Here is a 22,134-nt window from a genome sequence, read left to right as displayed (position 1 = left end):
CGAGCGCGCAATGATCATCCGGCAGTGCGCAACAACCCTGCATTACGAGTGCGAACCTCAGCCCCTTAGGCTCGTGCCCCGTACCAGGAGTGGCGGCGACCGCCTGCTCGGCGGTTCCCCTCCCTCGTGGGCTTGCTTCGGCGTGCCCACGGGCCGCCGTGGTCGTCCCACCGCCTACAGGCAGCGATAAGGAGCCTCCGCAGTGCTGGACCACGGCGCAGCCCCACCGGTCGTCGACACGACCACCCCCAAGACCTCCGCGCTCAGCGCACTCACCCGGCGCAAGCCGGTGGAACGCCTGGTCATGGAGGGTGGGCAGGGTGAGGGCGGCAGCCTCCGCCGCTCCCTCTCCATGTGGCAGCTGACCATGATCAGCATCGGTGCCACGCTCGGCACCGGCATCTTCGTCGTCCTCGGCGACGCCGCCCCCAAGGCCGGCCCCGCCGTGACGATCTCCTTCGTGATCGCGGGCCTGACCGCGCTCTTCTCCGCCCTGTCCTACGCGGAGCTGGCCGGATCGGTGCCCGTCTCCGGATCCTCGTACTCGTATGCGTACGCAACGATGGGTGAGCTCGTCGCCTGGGTCTGCGGCTGGTGCCTGGTCCTGGAGTACGGCGTGTCCGTCGCGGCGGTCGCCGTCGGCTGGGGCGAGTACCTCAACGAACTCCTCGACGGCACCCTGGGGTTCACCATCCCCGAACAGGTCTCGTCCCCGATGGGCGAGGGCGGCTTCATCAACCTGCCCGCGCTGGTCGTCGTGCTGCTCGCCATGGTGTTCCTGATGCGCGGCGCCAAGGAGAGCGCCCGGATCAACTCGATCATGGTCGCGGTGAAGATCGTCACCCTGCTGCTCTTCATCGGCATCGGCTTCCTGGGCATCAAGGGCGGCAACTACACGCCCCTCGCCCCGCTCGGCATCACGGGCATCAGCGCCGGCGCCGCCACCCTCTTCTTCTCGTACATCGGCTTCGACGCCGCCTCCACCGCCGGTGAGGAGGCCAAGAATCCCAAGCGCGACCTGCCCCGCGCGATCATGCTCTCGCTGCTGATCGTCACCGTGCTCTACGTCCTCGTCGCCTTCGTCGCCGTCGGCGCCATGCCGTGGCAGGACTTCGGGTCCACCGAGGCCGCGCTCGCCCAGATCATGACCGACGTCTCGGGGCACACCTTCTGGGGTGTCGTCCTCGCCGCCGGCGCCGTCGTCGCCATCGCCTCCGTCGTCTTCGCCGTCCTCTACGGCCAGACCCGCATCCTCTTCGCCATGTCGCGCGACGGGCTCGTCCCCAGGGTCTTCGCCAAGGTCGAGGCCAAGTCCGGCGCCCCCCGCGTCAACGTGGTGATCGTCTCCCTCTTCTGCGGCACCCTCGCGGCCTTCATCCCGCTCGGCAAGCTCGCCGACGCCACCAGCATCGGCACGCTCTTCGCCTTCGGCCTCGTCAACGTCGCCGTCGTCATCCTGCGCAGGACCCGCCCCGACCTGCCGCGCACCTTCAAGGTCGCGCTCTTCCCGATCACGCCGATCCTCGGCCTGCTCGCCTGCGGCTACATGATGTTCAGTCTGGACACCGCCACGTGGATCGTCTTCGGTGGCTGGATGGTGGCCGGCCTCGTGTTCTACTTCCTGTACGGCATGCGCCGCTCCCGACTGGCCACATCAGAGAAGTGATCCACCCGCAGTGCGACTGAACGACCTCGACGAACGCATCGTCCACGCCCTCGCGGAAGACGCCCGCCGCAGCTACGCCGACATCGGCTCGCTCGTCGGCCTCTCGGCGCCCGCCGTGAAACGGCGCGTGGACCGGCTCAGGGCCGAGGGCGCCATCACCGGATTCACCGTACGGGTGGACCCGGCGGCGCTCGGCTGGGAGACCGAGGGCTTCGTCGAGATCTACTGCCGCCACAACACCTCGCCGGACGACATCCGGCGAGGTCTGGAGCGGTACCCCGAGGTGGTGTCCGCGTCGACCGTCACCGGTGACGCGGACGCCGTCGTCCAGGTCTTCGCCTCGGACATGCGCCACTTCGAGCGCGTCCTGGAGCGGATCGCGGGCGAGCCCTTCGTGGAGCGCACCAAGTCCGTCCTGGTGCTCTCGCCGCTGCTGCGGCGCTTCTCCTCGGGCTCGCCCGCGTAGTCCTGCGTAGTCCGGCGTAGTCCCTCGTACTACCTCGTAGTCCCTCGTGGTCCCGCGCAGTCCTGCGCGGGATTGCGGGGCACGGGCGGTCGGGGCGGTGCGGGCCGTGGTTCCCGCACCGCCCCTCGCCCGCCCACCCCCGTGGGGCGGTCTACTCGGTCGGGTAGTCGAGCTGCCAGGGCAGCACCTTGAAGTCACCGGTGCCCGGCTGCACCTTCTCGAAGGGGGCGGAGCTCAGGCACGGCGGAACCTCCAGGTTCGTGTCGCGCCCGATCCAGCTGTAGCCCAGACGGTCGCGCTTCCCGTTGTCGTGCACCGAGATCCCGACGCGCTTGTTCCGGAAGGCGTCCACGTCGGTCTCGGTCACGACGCCCGTCACCACGGCCACCTTGCCGCCCGTGGTGAGGCAGTCGACCTTGGCCACCGCGTAGCCGCCCTTCCCGTCCTTGTAGTGGCTGAACCGGAAGGTGCCCGTCGCGGCCTGCGGATCCTTGTTGTCCTTCGCCGCCAGATGCGCGTCGAAGGAGAACGTGATGTCGTCGCCGGCCGGCCGGTACAGCTTCGCGGTGCCGGTCAGCGCGGCGGCCTCCTTGACGGTGGCCGAGACCGAGGCCGCGGCCGGGGCGGGAGCGTCGTCCGCCGCGGCGATACCCCCGGCTCCCAGGGTGAGCAGAACGGCGGCGGCGACGGCGACGGTCTTCGTACGACGGTTCATGGTCTTTCCCGGTCCTTTCGGCAGGTCGTCCGGCAGGTCTTCCGGACGAGGACCACTCTTCCGCGCAGGCCGCGCCACGGCGTCGAGCCGCAGGACGGTTCCCGTCTCCGCCGCGCGGCGGGGGAGCCGTACGACCCCCGGCGGAGCCGTACGCAACGAATCGCCACGCGGGGCGTGGATCGCGCAATGGTTCGACGGTCGGTCCGCAACGCTCCCGCCTTGTCCGAACAGAGCGCGAAACCGTACCGTTTTTGACGTCTTCCCCTTGTACTCCGACCCCCCGAGGATCGCCCATGCCCGCGCTGCGCACCGCCCTGCTCCAGAGCTCCGGCGAGCTCGGTGACGTGGCCGCCAACCTCAAGATCCTCGACGAGGCCGCCGCCCGTGCCGCGGCCGCCGGAGCGGGCCTGCTGCTCGCCCCCGAGCTGTTCCTCACCGGCTACGCCATCGGCGCCGACATCGCGCGCCTGGCCGAGCCGGCCGACGGCCCCTCCGCCCGCGCCGTCGCGGCGATCGCCGTGCGCCACGGCCTCGCCGTCGGCTACGGCTACCCGGAGCGGGACACCGAGCGGCACGGGGTCCTCTACAACTCCGCGCAGCTCATCGGCGCCGACGGCGCCCCCCTCGCGCACTACCGCAAGACCCACCTCTTCGGCGACTTCGAGCTGACCTGGTTCACCCCCGGTGACCAGGCCGTCGTCCAGGCGGAGATCGACGGCCTCACCGTCGGCATGATGATCTGCTACGACGTCGAGTTCCCCGAGAACGTACGGGCGCACGCGCTGGCCGGTACGGACCTCCTCCTCGTCCCGACCGCGCTGATGCACCCCGCAGAGATCGTGCCCCTGTCCGTGGTCCCGGTCCGCGCCTTCGAGAACCAGCTCTACCTCGCGTACGCCAACCGGACCGGCCCCGAGGGCGCCTTCGAGTTCGTCGGCCTCTCCGCCCTGGCCGGCCCCGACGGCACCGCCCGGGCCCGCGCCGGGCGCGGCGAGGAACTCGTCATCGGCGACGTCGACCCCGACTTCCTGGCGGCCTCCCGCGCGGAGAACCCCTACCTCCGCGACCGGCGCCCGGGCCTCTACGGCCCCCTCGTCTGAGCCCGCCCGCCCCCCGCCTTCCCGACCTGCCTCATCTTTTCCGTGCAAGGAGTCCGTACCCCATGACGTCCACGGTGCCCACGACCGCCGTCCCCCACAGCGACGGCCAGCCGCCGATCACGATGTTCGGCCCGGACTTCCCGTACGCGTACGACGACTTCCTGGCCCACCCGGCCGGGCTCGGCCAGATACCGGCCACCGAGCACGGCACCGAGGTCGCCGTCATCGGCGGCGGTCTCTCCGGCATCATCGCCGCGTACGAGCTGATGAAGATGGGCCTCAAGCCCGTCGTCTACGAGGCCGACCAGATCGGCGGCCGACTGCGCACGGTCGGCTTCGAGGGCACCGCCACCGAGGGCCTGACCGCGGAGATGGGCGCCATGCGCTTCCCGCCGTCCTCGACCGCGCTCCAGCACTACATCGACCTCGTCGGCCTGGAGACCACGCCCTTCCCGAACCCGCTGGCCGAGTCGACCCCGTCGACCGTCGTCGACCTCAAGGGCGAGTCGCACTACGCCACCACCGTCGACGACCTGCCGCAGGTCTACCGCGACGTGATGAACGCGTGGAACGCCTGCCTGGACGAGGGCGCCGACTTCTCCGACATGAACCAGGCCATGCGCGAGCGGGACGTCCCGCGCATCCGCGAGATCTGGTCGAAGCTCGTCGAGAAGCTCGACAACCAGACCTTCTACGGCTTCCTCTGCGAGTCGGAGTCCTTCAAGTCCTTCCGGCACCGCGAGATCTTCGGCCAGGTCGGCTTCGGCACCGGCGGCTGGGACACGGACTTCCCCAACTCCATCCTGGAGATCCTCCGCGTCGTCTACACCGAGGCGGACGACCACCACCGGGGCATCGTGGGCGGCTCGCAGCAGCTTCCGCTGCGCCTGTGGGAGCGCGAGCCGCAGAAGATCGTCCACTGGGCGCCGGGCACGTCGCTCAGCTCCCTGCACGAGGGCGCCCCGAAGCCGGCCGTGACCCGGCTGAACCGGACCGCCGGCAACCGGATCACGGTCACCGACGCCTCCGGCGACATCCGTACGTACCCGGCGGCGATCTTCACCGCCCAGTCCTGGATGCTGCTCTCCAAGATCGCCTGCGACGACTCGCTCTTCCCGATCGACCACTGGACGGCGATCGAGCGCACCCACTACATGGAGAGCTCCAAGCTCTTCGTCCCTGTCGACCGGCCGTTCTGGCTGGACAAGGACGAGGAGACCGGCCGCGACGTCATGTCGATGACGCTGACCGACCGGATGACCCGCGGCACGTACCTCCTCGACGACGGCCCGGACAAGCCGGCCACCATCTGCCTCTCGTACACCTGGTGCGACGACAGCCTGAAGTGGCTGCCGCTCTCCGCCAACGAGCGGATGGAGGTCATGCTGAAGTCGCTCGGCGAGATCTACCCGAAGGTCGACATCCGGAAGCACATCATCGGCAACCCGGTGACGGTCTCCTGGGAGAACGAGCCCTACTTCATGGGCGCCTTCAAGGCGAACCTGCCGGGCCACTACCGCTACCAGCGCCGCCTGTTCACGCACTTCATGCAGGACCGGCTGCCCGAGGACAAGCGGGGCATCTTCCTCGCGGGCGACGACATCTCCTGGACGGCCGGCTGGGCCGAGGGCGCGGTGCAGACGGCTCTCAACGCGGTGTGGGGCGTGATGCACCACTTCGGCGGCGGCACCGACGCCACCAACCCGGGTCCGGGCGACGTCTACGAGGAGATCGCCCCGGTCGAGCTGCCGGAGGACTGATCCCCGTACGGGTCAGGGCCTGGTGAGCGGGGTGAGCAGCATCCGCCCCACCAGGCCGACCGACCGGTCGAGGCGTTCCGTGAACTCCCCGGCCAGCTCGGGCAGCCCGCGCAGCTGCCAGAGCGAGCGTGCCGACAGCCAGGCCCCGTCGCGGGCCCGGTCCAGGCTCCAGCAGCCGAGCAGATGCGTCAGCGGGTCCGCGATCTCCAGGAGGTCCGGGCCCGGCATCAGTTCCTCCCGGATGCGCTCCTCCAGGAGGACGAGGATGTCGCCGACCCGGTCGAACTCGTCCTCCAGATCCGTCGGCGCGCACTCCAGGATCCGGCACGCGTCGACCACCGCGAGCGGCAGGTCGTGGCCGACGTGGGCGTTGATCCCGGCGAGCGCGAACTGCAGCGGGCGTACGCCGGGGTGGCGCCGGTAGTGGAAGAGCGGCCGCCAGCAGGCGGGCGCCGGGCCGCCGCCGGCGACGGAGTCGACCGCCGCGAGATAGCGCTCGGCGAAGCGCACGTCGAGGGTGGAGGCGGCCTTGCGGTCGGCGAAGGTACCCGCCTCGATGGCGCGGCCGATCTCCTCGGTGACCGTCAGATAGACCCGGTTGAAGACGGCGACCCCGTCGGCGGGATGCCAGGCGGAGCGGAGTGACCGCATCCGGTCCACCACGGGGTCGACCGCCGAGAACGGCCCGATGTCCTGCCTGATGTCCTGCCCGACCTGCTGGGTCTGCGCCATGGGGGCAGGCTTCCAGCCGCCGGGCCCGGAGGGAACTCCCCGGGGCCCGGCTTACCCAGAACGGGCGAATCACTCAGTTCTTCGGTGCCGGCTCCACGCCCGGGGTGCTCTCGTCCGAGGTCCGACCCGGGGTGCCCTCGTACGAGCTCGTGCCCGAGTCCAGGAGCGGTTCCTGCTGCTTGAGGTGGGGCGGGGCGAAGGCCCGCAGCACGTGGTAGCCGGTAATGACGACGATCGTGCCGAGCGCGATGCCGCCCAGCTCGAAGGTGTCCGAGAAGGTGAGCTTCACGCCGCCGACGCCGATGATGATGCCGGCCGCGGCCGGGACCAGGTTGAGCGGGTTGCGCAGGTCGACCTTGGCGTTGATCCAGATCTGGGCGCCGAGCAGGCCGATCATGCCGTACAGGATCACGGTGATGCCGCCGAGGACACCGCCGGGGATGGCGGCGACGATCGCGCCGAACTTCGGGCAGAGGCCGAAGAGGAGGGCGAAGCCGGCCGCGGCCCAGTAGGCGGCGGTCGAGTAGACCCGGGTGGCGGCCATGACGCCGATGTTCTCGGAGTACGTGGTGTTCGGCGGGCCGCCCACGGCGGTCGACAGCACCGAGGCGGCGCCGTCGGCGGCGATCGCGGTGCCGAGCTTGTCGTCCAGGTTGTCGCCGGTCATCTCGCCGACGGCCTTGACGTGGCCGGCGTTCTCGGCGATCAGCGCGATGACCACGGGCAGCGCGACCAGGATCGCGGACCACTCGAAGCTCGGTCCGTGGAAGGTCGGCAGGCCGATCCAGTCGGCCTTCGACACGCCGGAGAGGTCGAGCCGCCAGTGGTCGGTGACCTGGCCGCTCGGGGACATCGAGTGGATCTTGCCGAAGACGAGGTCGAAGATCCAGGAGATGGCGTAGCCGAAGATCAGGCCGAGGAAGATCGCGATCCGCGACCAGAAGCCGCGCAGGCAGACCACGGCCAGACCGGTGAACAGCATCACGAGCAGCGCCGTCCACTGGTCCTGCGGCCAGTACGTCGACGCGGTGACCGGGGCCAGGTTGAAGCCGATCAGCATGACGACGGCGCCGGTCACGATCGGGGGCATCGCCGCGTGGATGATCCGCGCGCCGAACTTCCGTACGGCCAGACCGGCCAGGAAGAGCACCGCGCCGACGACGAGGACCGCGCCGGTCACGGTGGCGCTGGTGCCGCCCGAGGCCCGGATCGCGGCGGCGACGCCGACGAAGGAGAGCGAGCAGCCGAGGTAGGACGGGACGGTGCCGCGGGTCGCGAGGAGGAAGATCACGGTCGCGACACCGGACATCATGATCGCGAGGTTCGGGTCCAGACCCATCAGGACCGGGGCGACGAAGGACGCCCCGAACATGGCGACGACGTGCTGCGCGCCGAGCCCGACGGTGCGGGGCCAGGAGAGCCGCTCGTCCGGCCGGACGACGGCCCCGGGAGCGGGTGTTCTCCCGTCGCCGTGCAGGGTCCAGCGCACGCCGAGGTTCATGAGGTCGCTCCCGTTCCGAGGTTCCGGCGGCCGTGTCATGACCGCAAAAGATCAGCCACATGGTATGCGCCGCGGCCCGCCGGAACCGCGCTCCGCCGTCGGTACGGAGCGGACCGGCGGTTACGCGACCGGGCCGGAGCTCTTCGCGGGGGCGCCGTCCGTCCTACCCGACGCCGCCGCCTCGCGCGCGCCGGGCCGCAGGACGCCCGCGCCGAGCACGAGGCCCAGGGCCAGCAGCGTGACCAGCCCGAAGGAGAAGACGAGGGAGGTCGCGTCGGCGATGCCGCCGATCGCCGAGGGGGCGATGAGGCCCGAGGTGTACGTGATGGTGGCGACGCCCGCGATGGCCTGGCTGGGGTTCGGGCCGCTGCGGGCCGCGGCGGCGAAGGCGAGCGGGACGACGACGGCGACACCGAGCCCGATGAGACCGAATCCGGCCATCGCGACGGCCGCGTGCGGGGCGAGGACGACCATGAGCCCGCCGAGGGTGGCGACGGCGCCCCCGGCCCGTACCGTACGGACCGCGCCGAAGCGGTCCACGACGCGGTCGCCGGTCAGCCGGGCCACGGCCATCGTCAGCGCGAAGGCGGTCGTCGAGGCGGCCGCGAGCCCGGCCGAGGTGCCCAGCTCGTCCCGGAGGTAGACGGCCGACCAGTCGAGGCTGGCGCCCTCCGCGAACACCGCGCAGAAGCCGATGGCACCGATGATCAGCGCGGCCTTCGGCGGCAGCGAGAACCGCGGCGGCGCCTCCTCGTCCTGCGTGCTGTGGACGTCGAGGACGCCCTGGCAGCAGACCAGGCCGAGCGCGGTGAGGGTCAGGGCCGCGATCAGGTGGTGGATCCGGGCGTCGCCGCCCAGGTGGGCCGCGACCGTGCCGGCGGCCGAGCCGAGCAGCGCGCCCGCGCTCCACATGCCGTGCAGGCTCGACATGATGGACTTGCCGAGCCGGTTCTCGGTCTCGACGCCGAGCGCGTTCATCGCCACGTCGGACATGCCCGCCGTCGCGCCGTACACGAAGAGCGCGCCGCACAGCCCCCAGATGTTCGGGGCCAGCGAGGGCAGGGTCAGCGACAGCGTCCACAGGGAGAGCAGGCCGCGCAGGGCCGTGCGGGCGCCGAAGCGGTGGCTGATGGCGCCGGCCAGCGGCATCGCGACGGAGGCGCCGAGCGCGGGGAACGCGAGCGCGAGCCCGAGCTGACCGGCGCTGACGCTCGCGTGCTCCTGGATCCACGGGATGCGGGTCGCGAAGCTGCCGGTCACCGTGCCGTGGACGCAGAAGACCGCGGCGACGGCGAAGCGCGCCCGCCGCAGACGCTCGGTGCTGAAGACGGTCGGCGCCGCCATGTGCCCTCCCTGTGTCGTGGTGTGGCGGTAAACTATCAGGGACCCTGCCTGATAAATAGTGTCCAGGGGAGTCCGCACGGGAAACGAGTCTGAGAGGATCGCCGCATGGCCGCATCCCCGAGCACCGCCCGAGCCATCAACGACCGGCTCGCCCTGCGACTGCTCCAGGACGAGGGCCCGTTGACGGCCACGCAGCTCAAGACGCTCACCGGACTCTCCCGCCCGACCGTCGCCGACCTCGTCGAGCGGCTCCGGGAGTCCGGGCTCGTCCACGTCGTGGGGGAGTCCGGGGCGGAGCGCCGCGGACCCAACGCCAAGCTGTACGGGATCGTCGCCGACCGCGCGCACCTCGCCGCGCTCGACGTGCGCACCCGCTCCGTCTCCGTCACCGTCTCCGACCTGCTCGGCACCACCCTCGCCGAGGCCACCGTGCCCGTCGGCGACGACAGCGGTACGGGCCCGGCCGTCGACAAGGCGGTCACGCTTCTGGAGCGCACCGCGAAGGAGGCCGGCGTCGACCGGCTGCACACCGTGGCCGTCGGCGCCCCCGGCCTCATCGACCCGGCCACCGGCGAGCTGCGCGACTCCGCCAAGCTGCCCGCCTGGCACCGGCATCTCATCGGCGTCCTCCAGGAACGGCTGCCCGCGCGCGTCCTCGTCGAGAACGAGACCAACCTCGCCGCCGTCGCCGAGCTCCGCGCGGGCGCCGCCCGCGACCGGGACGACTTCGTCCTGCTCTGGCTCGGCCAGGGCGTCGGCGCGTCCGTGGTCCTGGACGGCCGGCTGCGCCGCGGGGCCTCGGGCGGCGCGGGCGAGATCGGCTTCCTGCCCGTGCCGGGCACCTCCGGACTCCCCTCGGCCACCGGCTGCGACGGCGGCTTCCACGAGCTGGCCTGCACGGCGGCGGTCGAGCAGCTGGCCGCCGCCCACGGACTCGACCCGGCCGAGGCGCTCGCCTCGGGCCACGGCCCCTTCCTGGACGCGCTGGCCCGCCGCCTGGCCGTCGGCGCGGCGGCCGTCGCCTCCGTCCTGGATCCCGGCTGCGTCGTCCTCGGGGGAGAGACGGGCCATCAGGGCGGCCCCGAACTCGCGGCCCGGGTGGAGGCGGAGCTGGCGGCCCTCTCCCCGCTCCGCACGGAGGTCCGCCCGACGGCGCTCGGTGACGCGGCCGTACTGCGCGGCGCGCTCCTCCTGGCCCGCGACGCGGCCCAGGACGCGCTCTTCGGCCCGCCGGTCACGGGGCTCTGACCCGGGTGTCCCGGGCGCCTCAGGCGCCGGTCACCCTCGCGTCACGGTCACCGTCACCGTGTCCTGCCCGGGGCTGGTGACGAGCTGAAGCAGCCGGGCATCGGGTGACGACGCGACGTCGGCGCCCTGGCTCTCGACCTGGTAGCCACCGGGGTAGGCGCTCTGCGGCAGGAACACCTCGGTGCGGGCTCCCGGGGCGAACGGCAGGCCGGAATCGGCGCGGCGGGTGCTGTACCGGAGGGTGAACGTCCCGGTCGCGCTGTCGTATTGCCACTGCTGCGGGGTACCCGCGACGGCACGTGGATAGGGCCGGACGATTGACGGGTCCATCAGATTGGGTCCGGTCGGCGGCTCCTGGGGATGGCCGGGAGTCTGGTCCTGCGGCCGGGACCAGAACATCCAGGAAGCCATGTCGGCGTCGAACCGATCGGCGAGAGCGGTCAGCTTCGTCGCGTTCGTGGTCGCGCCGAACTCGGTCACCACCCCGACGACGCCTTCGGCGGCCGAGCGGGCCAGTCCGTTGGTCACACAGGTGTCGACCTTGCCGAGGCAGTAGTCGTGAAAACTCATCCCCGCCTTCGGATCGCCGGTCGGATTCGGCATCCAGTTCGGCGTACCGAAGTCGTTGGTCAGGGACGGTTCGTAGAACAGCAGGTGGTTCCGGTCGACTCGGCGGATGGCGTTCATGACCTTCGCCTCGAAGGGCGCGAGCACACCGGTCTCGAACCGGGGACAGCCCTTCGGGAAGCAGGACGGGTATTCCCAGCCGGGCCACGGCTCATTGATCAGGTCGTAGCCCAGCACGTACGGCTGGTCCACGAATCGTTGCGCGACGTGCGCCCACATGGCCGCATAGTGTTCCTGCAGCCCGACACCGTCGGGCGCGGCGCGGTCGCGCCAGAAGTTCGCCCACGTCTGGTTCTGCGCGGGGCTCGTGAAGTAGACCAGGGGAAAGCCCGGATTCGGCTGCACCGGGAACCCGTCGGTGTACGTCGCCCAGTCGGGGAATCCGCTCCAGCTCGCGCCCACCGATTCGTTGAACGCGTCCTGATGGGAATCGACGAGGCTGTAGATGTGGTGCCGGGCCAGCAACTGCTGGGTCTGCCTGATCTTCTCGATGTAGTCGTCGTCGTAGACGCCGGCCCGCGGCTCCACCGCCTTCCACGCGAAACCCAGCCGCACCGCGTTGAAACCGTTCTCCGCCAGGAACCGCGCGTCCTTCTCGCCGAAGCCTCCCGCCGCGGGGAAGTACGGCGGATTCTTGTAGACCATGTTCACGCCGTGCACGGTGACCACTCGGCCCTGGTCGTCGGTGAGCCAGCGGCCGGCGTGTCCCGGTTCGGGAGGCGCCGATGCCGCCGCGGCCGGTGTGGTCAGTCCCAGCACCAGCATGACCAATCCGAGACAGCGCGCGGTCGAGGACATGATGGTCATCGCGCAGAGCCTTTCGACGAGCATGCGCCGGCATGTTCACGGCGCCGTCGACGGGAGCGAGAAGCCGAACGCGGCAGGACCGAGAGCGCGGCAGTGACGCGGAAACGCTACAAAGCTCCGTCCGGATTCGGCCGCGACACCCCGTTGGCGACCGCCGCGGGCGGCTGCCGTCACCCGAACGGTGAGCCGCTGCGCGCCGACCGTCACCCAGCGGTGAGCCGTCGCTACGCGCCCGCCGTCTCCTCCGGTCCGCCGAACCGGCCCGCCAGGAACTCGTCGAACGTCACGCGGCCCACCGCGCGGTCCGGTGCCAGGTGCTCGCCGCGCCGCAGCCCCCGGTAGACCCTGCCCGGCAGCGGGACCTCGACCACGCGGCGGCGGCGACCGCTCGCCCGCAGGTAGGAGTGGGCCAGCTCGACGAACGTACGGATCTCCGGGCCGGCCATGTCCTCCACCCGGCCCGCCGGGGGCCCCGCGGCCAGCTCGGCGAGGCGGGCAGCCGCCTCCGTCACCTCCAGCGGCTGGTCCCGCACCTCCTTGGGCAGCAGCATCACGGGCGGCTTCGCCAGGCCCTGGAGCAGCTGGAGGATCAGGTCGTGGAACTGGGTGGTGCGCAGCAGCGTCCAGGCGATGCCCGAGCCCTGGATCATGCGTTCCACCGCGTACTTGGTGCGGTAGTAGCCGAGCGGCACCCGGTCGACGCCGATGATCGAGATGTACACGAGGTGCGGCACCCCGGCGCGCCGCGCCGCCTCGATCAGTACGCGGGCGGCGTCCTTGTCGCCGCGCAGGATGTTGCTGCAGTGGACGACCGCGTCCACGCCTTCGACCGCCCGGTCGAGCAGGGGCCCGCCCTGTCGCAGGTCGACCGCGTACGGCGGGGAGTGCCTGCTGAGGACGCGTACCTCGTGGCCGTCCGCCCGCAGCCGTTCGCAGACGGGCCGGCCCAGGGTTCCCGTGCCACCGGTCACCAGGATCGTGCTCATGTCTCAAGACTGACGGTCCTGGCCGCGGTCCGCACACGCGGAGCGCCGCGCCCCGGACAGGGGGGCGCGGCGCGGTGGGAGCCCGGCGGCGGCCAAGGGCCGTGAGAGTCCGCCGCCGGGGGTCTGTCGGAGGGGGTGCGTCGGCTGACGTGTCAGCAGGCGCCGAGGTCCTTCCAGACACCCCAGTCGCCGGTCGTGCCCGGCGTCTCGTTCTGGGTCCACCACTGGGCCTTGTACTTGCGGCCGTTGTGGGAGACCTCGGTGCCCGCGTTGTAGACCGTGCCGGCCACGTACGCCGGGACGGTGCAGCCCGTGGTGGGCGGCGTCGTCGGCGGGGTCGTCGGAGGCGTGGTCGGGGGAGTCGTCGGCGGGGTGGTGGGCGGCGTGGTCGGCGGGGTGGTCGGCGGCGTGGTGGAGCCGGGCTCCACGACCGTCGTCCCGCGCGCCAGGTCACCGGCGAGGGCGTACGCCGTGCCGTTGATGTTCACCGTCCAGTTGGAGGGGGTGGACACCGGCAGGTAGTAGTTGAACGCCAGGTCGACCGAGGCGCCCGGGGCCAGCGACTGCCAGGCCGGGAGCTTCAGGGAGACGCGGTGGAAGTCGCCCTTCAGGCCGCCCACGTTGCTGCCCGTGTGGTCGCTGCTGATGACCTTCGTGCCGAAGCCCGACTGGTCCGACGCGTTGGCCGGCGCCGAGGTGCCGTAGTCGAACTGGAACTCCGTGCCGCCCGGCAGCGCGGTCGCCGTGTTGTTGGTGATCTTGATCTTCGGGGTGATCGGGTAGTTCGAGTCGCCCAGCTTGAACTCGGTGAACTGCGCGTCGATCTTCACGGCCTTGGTCGGCAGGGCCGCGTTGGACTTCTTCGCGCCGTACGGGGTGGCCGCCTTGAACTTGTCGTACATCAGCGAGGTGAGCGTGGAGCCCATCTCGTACTGGCCCTTGGTGGCGTTCCAGGCGTAGTCACCGGCCATCTCCCAGACCATGGTGCCGCCGATGCCCTTGCTGACCACGTAGTCGGCCTTGGCGGCCACCGACTGCTCGTCCTCGGTGGAGAGGAAGACCTTCTTCTGCGCGTTCCACAGCCACGGCGCGACCAGGGTCGAGTCGTACTTGCGGGCGTAGGTGCCGGTCAGGGTGGTGTTCGCCGGGAAGCCGTACTGCGTGACGTAGTCGCCGACGATCCCCTTCTCGAGGTTCTTGGCGTGCCACATCGGGTTGGAGCCGGCGGGCGACTCGACACCGTTGGTGTCCTTGTCGTGCCACAGGTTGTCGATGCCGGTGGCGCCGTCGCCGCACTTGGTCAGACCGGCGCCGGCGGGGCAGGTGGTCGCGGAGGCCTTGCCCCACAGACCGTCGGTGCCGCCCTGCACGTTCTTGTGACCGCGGGTGTAGTAGGGCAGGCCGATGTTGATGCGGCCGGCCGGCATCGAGCCGCGGAAGTAGTGGTACGCCCAGTCGGTGTTGAGGTACCCGATGTTGCCGTACTGCGCAGAGCCGTAGACGTTGGCGGCGGCGAGCTCGCCGTCCTTGCCGTCGTCGAAGAGGGAGGCGTTGGGGCCGACGTACTCGTTCCAGGCGCCGTGCAGGTCGTAGGACATGATGTTGACGTAGTCCAGATACTTCTGCATCTGGAAGGTCTCCATGCCCCGCAGCAGGTAGCCGGAGGAGGGGGCGGCGACGGTCAGCAGGTAGTGCTTGCCGTCGGCGGCGCCCGCGACGTCGAGCTTCTCGCGCAGGGACTTCATGAGGGCCGCGTAGCCCTGCACGAGTCCGGCGCGGCGCGCGTTGGCGAGCTGCCAGTCGAGCGGGTTGCCGGCGTCCTTCATGGTCGTCGGGTATTCGTAGTCGATGTCGACGCCGTTGAAGCCGTACTTCCGGATGAAGTCGACGGACGAGGCGGCGAAGGTGTCGATCCCGGCCTGGTTGACCGAACCGTCGGCGTTGGTCGCCATCGAGTAGAAGCCGCCGGAGTTGACCCGGTCGCCGTTGTCCGCGAAGTAGCCGCCGGTCTCCGCCCAGCCGCCGACCGAGATCAGCGTCTTGACGTTCGGGTGCTGCTTCTTGAACTTGTTGAGCAGGTTGAAGTGCCCCTTGTACGCGTACGCGGGGTCCATCTCGGCGCCCGCGACACCGGGCCAGGTCATCCCGGTGGCCGCGTTGTTCGGACCGTCCGTGCCGACGGAGAGCTTGTTGTCCCCGCCGATGTGGCCGAAGGCGTAGTTGATGTGGGTGATCTTCTCCCACGGGATGTCCTTGGCCAGGTAGGCGGGCTGGCCGTTCTTGCCGTCGCGCCAGCCGGTGAAGTAGCCGATGACCCGGCGCTGGTGGTCCGCGCCCATCTTCTCGCGGCCCTCGGTGTCGTAGACCGAGCAGTAGGGGACGTCGACGCCCGGGGTCTTGTAGAGCCCGTCGGGGCGACAGGACTCGTTGTCGGCCGCGTACGAGACGCCGCCGGCGAGCGAGCTGAGCAGCAGTCCGGCGACGGCCGCGCCGGAAGCGAGCAGCGAGGCTCTCTTCGTGGTGGGGGACAACACGATCGGTTCCTCCTGGGGAGGTGGAAAAACACAACGAACAAGGGGGTGGGTCGTGTTGGGCCCGGGGAGTGCGCACACCGTCGGACCTGTACCTCGGAGGTGACACGGAGATTAAGAGGACTAGACCAGTGCGTCAATAGGTCTGGACCAAAGAAGGCGATAATGGCCACATGTGAGCCAGGCCACAGGGGTTCGCCGGTATGGCCGGTCACCAGGCGTGGCAGACTGGCCCTGTATCAGCAGCAGCGCACTCCGGGGTCGGTGTAATTCCGAACCGGCGGTATAGTCCGCGACCCGTCCGCAGCCAGCGGCCGGTTGACCAGGTGAAACTCCTGGACCGACGGTGAAAGTCCGGATGGGAGGCAGTGCGCGGCGGGCGACCCCTGTCAGGGGTGTGTCAGCCGTACGTCCGCTGGTCGCCGTGTCGGAAACGATCGGCGTACCCGCAGGACCCGGCCTCGGCGCACCCTGCGCGAGGCGTCTCACCCGCTCTCTGTCGTCATCGACAGGCCCCGGAGTCCGTGCCCGAAGAGGCAGGAGGACCCGGTGGCCCAGCAGGCCGACATCACCGCCATGCACCGAGCCGTCGAGCTCGCCGCACGCGGTCTCGGCGCCACCAGCCCCAACCCCGTCGTCGGCTGCGTCGTCACCGACGCCTCCGGACACCCGGTCGGCGAGGGCTGGCACCAGCGCGCCGGCGGCCCGCACGCCGAGGTCCACGCCCTGCGCGAGGCCGGCGTCCTGGCCCGCGGCGGCACCGCGTACGTCACCCTCGAACCCTGCAACCACACCGGCCGCACCGGCCCCTGCGCCCAGGCCCTGATCGAGGCCGGGATCAGCCGGGTCGTGTACGCGGTCGGCGACCCGAACCCGCAGGCCACCGGCGGTGCCGACACCCTGCGCGCCGCGGGCGTCGAGGTCACGGGCGGCCTCCTGGAGGACGAGGCCCGGGCGGTCAACATCGCCTGGCTCACCTCCGTACGCCACGGCCGGCCCTTCGTCCGGTGGAAGTACGCCGCCACCCTCGACGGCCGGATCGCCGCCGCCGACGGCACCTCCCGCTGGATCACCTCCGCCGAGTCCCGCGCCGACGTCCACCGGCTGCGCGCCGAGTCCGACGCCGTCGTCGTCGGCTCCGGCACCGCCCGCGCCGACGACCCCCACCTGGCCGTACGGGGCGTGGAAGGCGCCGTGCAGCCGCTGCGGGTCGTCGTCGACACCGAGGCGACCGCCGTGAAGCCCGGCGCCCGGATCCTCGACGACGCGGCCCCCACCCTCATCGCGATCGCCGAGGACGCCGAGAGCGACCTCCCCGACGTCGTACGCCTCCCCAGAGGCGGGCGCGGCCTGTCCGTACCCGCCCTCCTGGACGCCCTGCACGAGCGCGGCGTCCGCTCCGTCCTCCTCGAAGGCGGCCCCACCCTCGCGGGCGCCTTCGTCGCCGCGGGCGCCGTCGACCAGGTCGTCGGCTACCTCGCACCGGTCCTCCTCGGCGCGGGCCCGCAGGCCCTCGCCGACGCCGGAATCAACACCATCACCGAAGCGTTGCGGCTCGACGTCACCGAGACCGTCCGCATCGGACCCGACCTCCGTATCACCGCCACCCCCAAGGAGCGCTGACCGTGTTCACCGGAATCGTCGAAGAACTGGGCGAGGTCGTCGCCGTCGAGCAGCTGGAGGACGCCTCCCGCTTCCGACTGCGCGGCCCCCTGGTCACGGAAGGCGCCCAGCACGGCGACTCCATCGCCGTCAACGGTGTCTGTCTCACGGTCGTCGAGTTCGGCGACGGCGAGTTCACCGCCGACGTCATGGCCGAGACCCTCAAGCGGTCCAGCCTCGGCGCCCTCGAAGCGGGCTCCCGGGTCAACCTGGAGCGGCCCATGGCCGTGGGCGACCGCCTCGGCGGCCACATCGTCCAGGGACACGTCGACGGCACGGGCACGATCCTCGACCGGACCCCGTCCGAGCACTGGGAGCTCGTCAAGGTCGGCCTGCCCGCCCACCTCTCGCGCTACGTCGTCGAGAAGGGCTCGATCACGGTCGACGGCGTCAGCCTCACCGTCGTCGAGGTCGCCGACGACTGGTTCACCATCAGCCTCATCCCCACCACCCTCGCCCTGACCACGCTCGGCATCAAGGCGAGCGGCGACCCGGTCAACCTGGAAGTGGACGTCATCGCCAAGTACGTCGAGCGGCTGCTCGGCCCGAACGCCCAGGAGAACGGCAAGTGAACTGGCTCAACTCCGAGGCGTTCACCGTCCTCGACCAGCACATCATGTGGTCCGACATGATCGGCAACACGATCGGGCTCATAGCCCTCGCGCTCGGCTGGCGCCGCTCCATCCTCACCTGGCCCGCCCAGCTGCTCTCCGGCGTGATCCTCGTCGGCGCCTACGCCTCCGCCCACCTCTCCGGCGGCGTCGGCAAGCAGCTCCTCGTCATCGGCGTCGCCGCCTGGGGCTGGTGGCAGTGGAACCGGGGCCGACAGCAGGCCCAGGACGGCTCCATCGCCGTCCGCTTCGCCACCTGGAGGGAGCGCGGCCTGCTCCTCGCGGGCGCGGTCGTCGGCACCCTCGCCGTCGGCGGGCTCTTCACCCTCTACCCGTCGCTCTCCTGGAGCCCGTGGGCCGACGCGTACATCTTCGTCGGCACCCTCGTCGCGATGGTCGCCCAGGCCCGCGGCCTCGTCGAGTTCTGGTTCGCCTGGCTCCTCGTCGACCTCGTCGGCGTCCCCCTCGCCTTCAACAGCGGCCTCGCCTTCTCCGGCCTGGTCTACGTCATCTACTTCGCCCTCGTCATCTGGGGCATGCGCGACTGGTGGCTCCGGACGCGCACGACCTCCGCCGCTCTGGAAGGAGCCCACGCATGAGCGCCGCCCTTCCCCTCTGGGACGCCACCGACCTCGCCCTCGACCCCGTCGAGCAGGCCGTCCGCGACATCGCCGCCGGGCGCCCCGTCGTCGTCGTCGACGACGAGGACCGCGAGAACGAGGGCGACCTCGTCATCGCCGCCGAGAAGGCGACCCCCGAGATCGTCGCCTTCATGATGAGCGAGTGCCGCGGCCTGATCTGCGCGCCCATGGAGGACGAGGAGCTGGAACGCCTCCACCTCCCGCAGATGGTCGAGCACAACACCGAGTCGATGCGGACGGCCTTCACCGTCTCCGTCGACGCGTCCCCCGCGCACGGCGTCACCACCGGCATCTCCGCCGCCGACCGCGCCACCACGCTGCGGATGCTGGCGAGCGGCAGCCACGAGCCGTCCGACTTCGTCCGCCCCGGCCACGTCTTCCCGCTGCGCGCCAAGCCCGGCGGCGTCCTCGCCCGCAACGGCCACACCGAGGCCGCCGTCGACCTCGCCCGCCTCGCGGGCCTCCGCCCGGCCGGCGCGATCGTCGAGATCGCCGGCGAGGACGGCGTCATGCTGCGCCTGCCCGAGCTCGTGCCCTTCGCCCGCAAGCACGGCCTCACGATCATCTCCATCGAGGACCTGATCGCCTACCGGCGCTCCGCCGAGCCGACCGTCCGCCGCGAGGCCGAGGTCCAGCTCCCCACCGCGCACGGCGACTTCACCGCGTACGGCTACCGCTCCACCGTCGACGGCGTCGAGCACGTCGCCCTGGTCCACGGCGAGGTCGGCGACGGCGAGGACCTGCTCGTCCGGGTCCACTCCGAGTGCCTGACCGGCGACATCTTCCACTCGCTGCGCTGCGACTGCGGCCCCCAGCTCCAGGCCTCCATGGACCGCATCCAGGAAGCCGGCCGCGGTGTCGTCGTCTACCTGCGCGGCCACGAGGGCCGCGGCATCGGCCTGCTCTCCAAGCTCCGCGCGTACGAGCTCCAGGAGCAGGGCCGCGACACCCTCGACGCCAACCTGGAGCTCGGGCTGCCCGCCGACGCCCGCGACTACGCGGCCGGCGCCCAGATCCTCGTCGACCTCGGCGTCCACAGCCTGCGCCTGATGACCAACAACCCCGACAAGATCGAGGCCCTGACCCGCTACGGCCTCCGGGTCGAGGGCCGCGAGCCCATGCCGGTCCAGGCCGGCGAGCACAACCTCCGCTACCTGCGCACCAAGCGGGACCGGATGGGCCACGACCTGCCCTGGCTGGACGGCTCCCCGGCCTCCACCTGCGGCAACCAGTAACTTCCACTTTTCGTACGGTTCAAGGAGAGACATGAGCGGCAAGGGCGCACCCGTCCTCAGCGTGAAGAACTGCGGCGACCTGCGGGTCGCGGTCATCGCGGCCCAGTGGCACGAGAAGATCATGGACGGCCTCGTCGACGGCGCCCTGCGCGCCCTGAGCGAGCTCGGCATCGACGAGCCGACCCTCCTGCGCGTCCCCGGCAGCTTCGAGCTCCCCGTCGTGGCGAAGGTCCTCGCCGGACGCGGCTACGATGCCATCGTCGCGCTCGGAGTCGTCATCCGCGGCGGAACCCCGCACTTCGAGTACGTGTGCCAGGGCGTGACCCACGGCCTCACCCAGGTCTCGATCGACACCGGCGTACCCGTCGGATTCGGCGTCCTCACCGTCGACAACGAAGAGCAGGCCCTCGACCGGGCCGGCCTCGAAGGCTCCTCCGAGGACAAGGGCCACGAAGCGGTCACCGCCGCCGTCGCCACCGCCACCACGCTGCGCACGGTCAGCGAACCCTGGCGCTGAGTGGCGCATCCGCACCCCGTACCCTTAGGACCATCATGGCGAACAAAACCTTCGAAGAGCTCTTCGCCGAGCTCAAGCTCAAGGCCGAGAACGGCGATCCGGCCACCTCCCGCACCGCGGAACTGGTGGACAAGGGCGTCCATGCCATCGGCAAGAAGGTCGTCGAGGAGGCCGCCGAGGTCTGGATGGCCGCCGAGTACGAGGGCAAGGAAGCGGCCGCCGAGGAGATCTCGCAGCTGCTGTACCACGTCCAGGTGATGATGGTCGCCCGCGGGATCTCGCTCGACGACGTCTACGCCCATCTCTGAGCAGGACCTCCGAGCACGACCTCTGAGTACGACCTCTGAGTACGACCTCCGAGCACGACCTCTGAGCACGACTTCTCGGTCTCCCCACCACTCCCAGGCAAAGGAAGCTCACCCCATGCTGCGCATCGCCGTTCCCAACAAGGGTTCCCTCTCCGGACCTGCGTCGGCAATGCTCCATGAGGCCGGCTACCGCCAGCGCAAGGAGTCCAAGGAGCTCGTCGTCATCGACCCCGACAACGAGGTCGAGTTCTTCTACCTGCGGCCGAAGGACATCGCGATCTACGTCGCCTCCGGGAAGCTGGACATCGGCATCACCGGCCGTGACCTGCTCCTGGACTCCGGAGCCAGCGCCGAGGAGATCCTCGCGCTGAACTTCGGCCGCTCCACCTTCCGCTACGCCACCCGGCCGGGCACCGCGAACGGCCCGGAGGACTTCGGTGGCATGACCATCGCGACCTCCTACGAGGGCATCGTCGCCAAGCACCTCGCCGACCAGGGCATCGACGCCTCCGTCGTCCACCTGGACGGCGCGGTCGAGACCGCCATCCAGCTCGGCGTCGCCCAGGTCATCGCCGACGTCGTGGAGACCGGCACCAGCCTGCGCAACGCCGGCCTGGAGGTCATCGGCGAGCCGATCCTGACCTCCGAGGCCGTCGTCGTCCGCCGCCACGGCGCCTCGGACGACCACCCGCAGGTCCAGCAGTTCCTGCGCCGCCTCCAGGGCGTCCTGGTCGCCCGCTCGTACGTGATGATGGACTACGACTGCCGCGCCGAGCACCTGGAGCAGGCCGTCGCCCTCACCCCGGGCCTCGAGTCGCCGACCGTCTCCCCGCTGCACAACGAGGGCTGGGTCGCCGTCCGCGCGATGGTCCCCGCCAAGGAGGCGCAGCGGATCATGGACGACCTGTACGAGATCGGCGCCCGCGCCATCCTCACCACCGCCATCCACGCCTGCCGCCTCTGACGGCGGCCCGGCCCGCACGTCCCCCGAGGCACGGAGGAAGCCCCCGATGTCCCAGTCACCGCTGCCCGACCTCCCGGTCACCTTCCGTCCGGGGCGCACCCGGGCCGTCCTGCTGACCGTCGGAACCGTGATGTTCGTCGTCATCACGGCCGTCGCACTGATGCTGGAGCGACTGGGGCCGGGGGAGCGCGCCAGCTTCGTCTTCACCGCCGCGCTGCTCTTCGGGGTCCTCATCCTGCTGAGCCGCCCCAAGCTCGTCGCCGACGACGAGGGCGTCACGGTCGTCAACATCACCCGGACGCGGCGGCTCGCCTGGGCGGAGATCCTCAAGGTCAACCTCCGCCCCGGCGACGCCTGGGTCTTCCTCGACCTGAGCGACGGCACCAGCCTGCCGGCGCTCGGCATCCAGCCCGGCATCGCCAGGGAAGCGGCGATCCGGGACGCCCGTGCCCTGCGGGCCCTGGTCGACAGCCGGGGGACGGTCGCGGAGCGGGTCTGAGACCCGGGCCCCGGCGAACGGATCCCGGGCGGGAGAACCCGGATCCGTCCCCCATCCGGGGTCGGCCCCCTGCCACGCGGGGCGTTCGCGTGACTACTCTGGAGGCGGTGGTGCCGAGCGGCACCACCGCCTCGCACGTGCAGGGCCGCTGCCGCGGCCCGCGGGGCCACCCTTCGACCCGAGGAGTGACTCCCTCCAGCAATGGACGGATCGT

Annotated in this window: 20 protein-coding genes and 1 riboswitch; of the genes, 13 read left to right on the top strand and 7 right to left on the bottom strand. The window is 71.0% G+C overall.

Features of this window, described 5'->3' with window-relative positions:
• The first annotated feature begins 202 nt into the window (after nt 1-202).
• Together ACZ6K0_RS24235 and ACZ6K0_RS24230 are read left to right on the top strand one after the other, a co-directional pair.
• The gene (locus ACZ6K0_RS24235; RefSeq protein ID WP_376410367.1) at nt 203-1,666 is read left to right on the top strand and encodes an amino acid permease; all 1,464 of its coding nucleotides are present in this window, start codon (nt 203-205) and stop codon (nt 1,664-1,666) included.
• A 10-nt stretch (nt 1,667-1,676) separates the two neighbouring features.
• Complete coding sequence (locus tag ACZ6K0_RS24230) at nt 1,677-2,132, top strand: Lrp/AsnC family transcriptional regulator (RefSeq protein ID WP_015032260.1); 456 nt, start codon at nt 1,677-1,679, stop codon at nt 2,130-2,132.
• 151 nt (nt 2,133-2,283) lie between these two features.
• Here ACZ6K0_RS24230 and ACZ6K0_RS24225 read toward each other — a convergent pair whose 3' ends face one another.
• Nucleotides 2,284-2,847 (bottom strand): Repetin, encoded by a 564-nt coding sequence (locus tag ACZ6K0_RS24225; RefSeq protein WP_469235559.1) that lies wholly within the window; start codon nt 2,845-2,847, stop codon nt 2,284-2,286.
• A gap of 293 nt (nt 2,848-3,140) precedes the next feature.
• Between ACZ6K0_RS24225 and ACZ6K0_RS24220 the strand changes: the two genes are divergently transcribed.
• Entirely contained in the window at nt 3,141-3,947 is an 807-nt protein-coding gene (locus ACZ6K0_RS24220; protein ID WP_376410373.1) for a carbon-nitrogen hydrolase family protein, read from the top strand.
• 62 nt (nt 3,948-4,009) lie between these two features.
• Nucleotides 4,010-5,707, top strand: coding sequence for a flavin monoamine oxidase family protein (locus ACZ6K0_RS24215; RefSeq protein WP_314613831.1), 1,698 nt, complete (start codon nt 4,010-4,012; stop codon nt 5,705-5,707).
• Between the two features lie 12 nt (nt 5,708-5,719).
• Here the strand turns inward: ACZ6K0_RS24215 and ACZ6K0_RS24210 are convergent, their stop codons facing one another.
• The 3 genes from ACZ6K0_RS24210 to ACZ6K0_RS24200 all read right to left on the bottom strand — a co-directional run bounded on the left by ACZ6K0_RS24210 (nt 5,720) and on the right by ACZ6K0_RS24200 (nt 9,284).
• The gene (locus ACZ6K0_RS24210; RefSeq protein ID WP_376410377.1) at nt 5,720-6,439 is read right to left on the bottom strand and encodes a DUF5995 family protein; all 720 of its coding nucleotides are present in this window, start codon (nt 6,437-6,439) and stop codon (nt 5,720-5,722) included.
• 73 nt (nt 6,440-6,512) lie between these two features.
• On the bottom strand, nt 6,513-7,940 hold the full coding sequence (locus tag ACZ6K0_RS24205; RefSeq protein WP_469235556.1) for a uracil-xanthine permease family protein: 1,428 nt from the start codon (nt 7,938-7,940) through the stop codon (nt 6,513-6,515).
• Nucleotides 7,941-8,060: 120 nt separating this feature from the next.
• Nucleotides 8,061-9,284: an MFS transporter gene (locus tag ACZ6K0_RS24200; protein WP_469235554.1), complete on the bottom strand. Its 1,224-nt coding sequence runs from the start codon at nt 9,282-9,284 to the stop codon at nt 8,061-8,063.
• A gap of 105 nt (nt 9,285-9,389) precedes the next feature.
• Between ACZ6K0_RS24200 and ACZ6K0_RS24195 the strand changes: the two genes are divergently transcribed.
• Nucleotides 9,390-10,532: an ROK family transcriptional regulator gene (locus ACZ6K0_RS24195; RefSeq protein WP_469235552.1), complete on the top strand. Its 1,143-nt coding sequence runs from the start codon at nt 9,390-9,392 to the stop codon at nt 10,530-10,532.
• 30 nt (nt 10,533-10,562) lie between these two features.
• Here ACZ6K0_RS24195 and ACZ6K0_RS24190 read toward each other — a convergent pair whose 3' ends face one another.
• The 3 genes from ACZ6K0_RS24190 to ACZ6K0_RS24180 all read right to left on the bottom strand — a co-directional run bounded on the left by ACZ6K0_RS24190 (nt 10,563) and on the right by ACZ6K0_RS24180 (nt 15,486).
• Nucleotides 10,563-11,966, bottom strand: coding sequence for a cellulase family glycosylhydrolase (locus tag ACZ6K0_RS24190; RefSeq protein WP_469235550.1), 1,404 nt, complete (start codon nt 11,964-11,966; stop codon nt 10,563-10,565).
• Nucleotides 11,967-12,190: 224 nt separating this feature from the next.
• The gene (locus ACZ6K0_RS24185) at nt 12,191-12,952 is read right to left on the bottom strand and encodes an SDR family oxidoreductase (RefSeq protein ID WP_469235548.1); all 762 of its coding nucleotides are present in this window, start codon (nt 12,950-12,952) and stop codon (nt 12,191-12,193) included.
• A gap of 152 nt (nt 12,953-13,104) precedes the next feature.
• The gene (locus tag ACZ6K0_RS24180; RefSeq protein ID WP_376410395.1) at nt 13,105-15,486 is read right to left on the bottom strand and encodes a chitinase C-terminal domain-containing protein; all 2,382 of its coding nucleotides are present in this window, start codon (nt 15,484-15,486) and stop codon (nt 13,105-13,107) included.
• A gap of 243 nt (nt 15,487-15,729) precedes the next feature.
• Nucleotides 15,730-15,859, top strand: a riboswitch (FMN riboswitch).
• A gap of 173 nt (nt 15,860-16,032) precedes the next feature.
• On the opposite strand from ACZ6K0_RS24180, the gene ribD reads away from it, so the two are divergent.
• The 8 genes from ribD (at nt 16,033) to ACZ6K0_RS24140 (ending at nt 21,920) form a co-directional block, all read left to right on the top strand.
• The gene (gene ribD / locus ACZ6K0_RS24175; RefSeq protein ID WP_376410398.1) at nt 16,033-17,106 is read left to right on the top strand and encodes a bifunctional diaminohydroxyphosphoribosylaminopyrimidine deaminase/5-amino-6-(5-phosphoribosylamino)uracil reductase RibD; all 1,074 of its coding nucleotides are present in this window, start codon (nt 16,033-16,035) and stop codon (nt 17,104-17,106) included.
• Between the two features lie 2 nt (nt 17,107-17,108).
• Nucleotides 17,109-17,717, top strand: coding sequence for a riboflavin synthase (locus ACZ6K0_RS24170; RefSeq protein ID WP_376410401.1), 609 nt, complete (start codon nt 17,109-17,111; stop codon nt 17,715-17,717).
• A gap of 44 nt (nt 17,718-17,761) precedes the next feature.
• Nucleotides 17,762-18,355: a nicotinamide mononucleotide transporter family protein gene (locus ACZ6K0_RS24165; protein WP_376410567.1), complete on the top strand. Its 594-nt coding sequence runs from the start codon at nt 17,762-17,764 to the stop codon at nt 18,353-18,355.
• Nucleotides 18,352-19,632 (top strand): bifunctional 3,4-dihydroxy-2-butanone-4-phosphate synthase/GTP cyclohydrolase II, encoded by a 1,281-nt coding sequence (locus ACZ6K0_RS24160; RefSeq protein ID WP_376410404.1) that lies wholly within the window; start codon nt 18,352-18,354, stop codon nt 19,630-19,632. Before ACZ6K0_RS24165 ends, ACZ6K0_RS24160 begins: the two co-directional genes overlap by 4 nt.
• 31 nt (nt 19,633-19,663) lie before the next feature.
• A complete protein-coding gene (gene ribH, locus ACZ6K0_RS24155; protein ID WP_024760819.1) occupies nt 19,664-20,149 on the top strand; it encodes a 6,7-dimethyl-8-ribityllumazine synthase in 486 nt (161 codons plus the stop codon).
• Between the two features lie 35 nt (nt 20,150-20,184).
• Nucleotides 20,185-20,457 carry a phosphoribosyl-ATP diphosphatase gene (locus tag ACZ6K0_RS24150; protein ID WP_053643769.1) on the top strand — a complete coding sequence of 91 codons (273 nt, stop codon included), beginning with the start codon at nt 20,185-20,187 and terminating at the stop codon, nt 20,455-20,457.
• 115 nt (nt 20,458-20,572) lie between these two features.
• Nucleotides 20,573-21,421 carry an ATP phosphoribosyltransferase gene (gene hisG, locus ACZ6K0_RS24145; RefSeq protein ID WP_024760817.1) on the top strand — a complete coding sequence of 283 codons (849 nt, stop codon included), beginning with the start codon at nt 20,573-20,575 and terminating at the stop codon, nt 21,419-21,421.
• A gap of 46 nt (nt 21,422-21,467) precedes the next feature.
• A complete protein-coding gene (locus tag ACZ6K0_RS24140) occupies nt 21,468-21,920 on the top strand; it encodes a PH domain-containing protein (protein WP_376410407.1) in 453 nt (150 codons plus the stop codon).
• The last annotated feature ends 214 nt before the right edge of the window (nt 21,921-22,134 follow it).

This window comes from Streptomyces sp. NPDC042346 (assembly GCF_055581845.1).
Note: the sequence above shows the minus strand (reverse complement) of the source record. Positions and strands in the feature narration are given on the sequence as shown.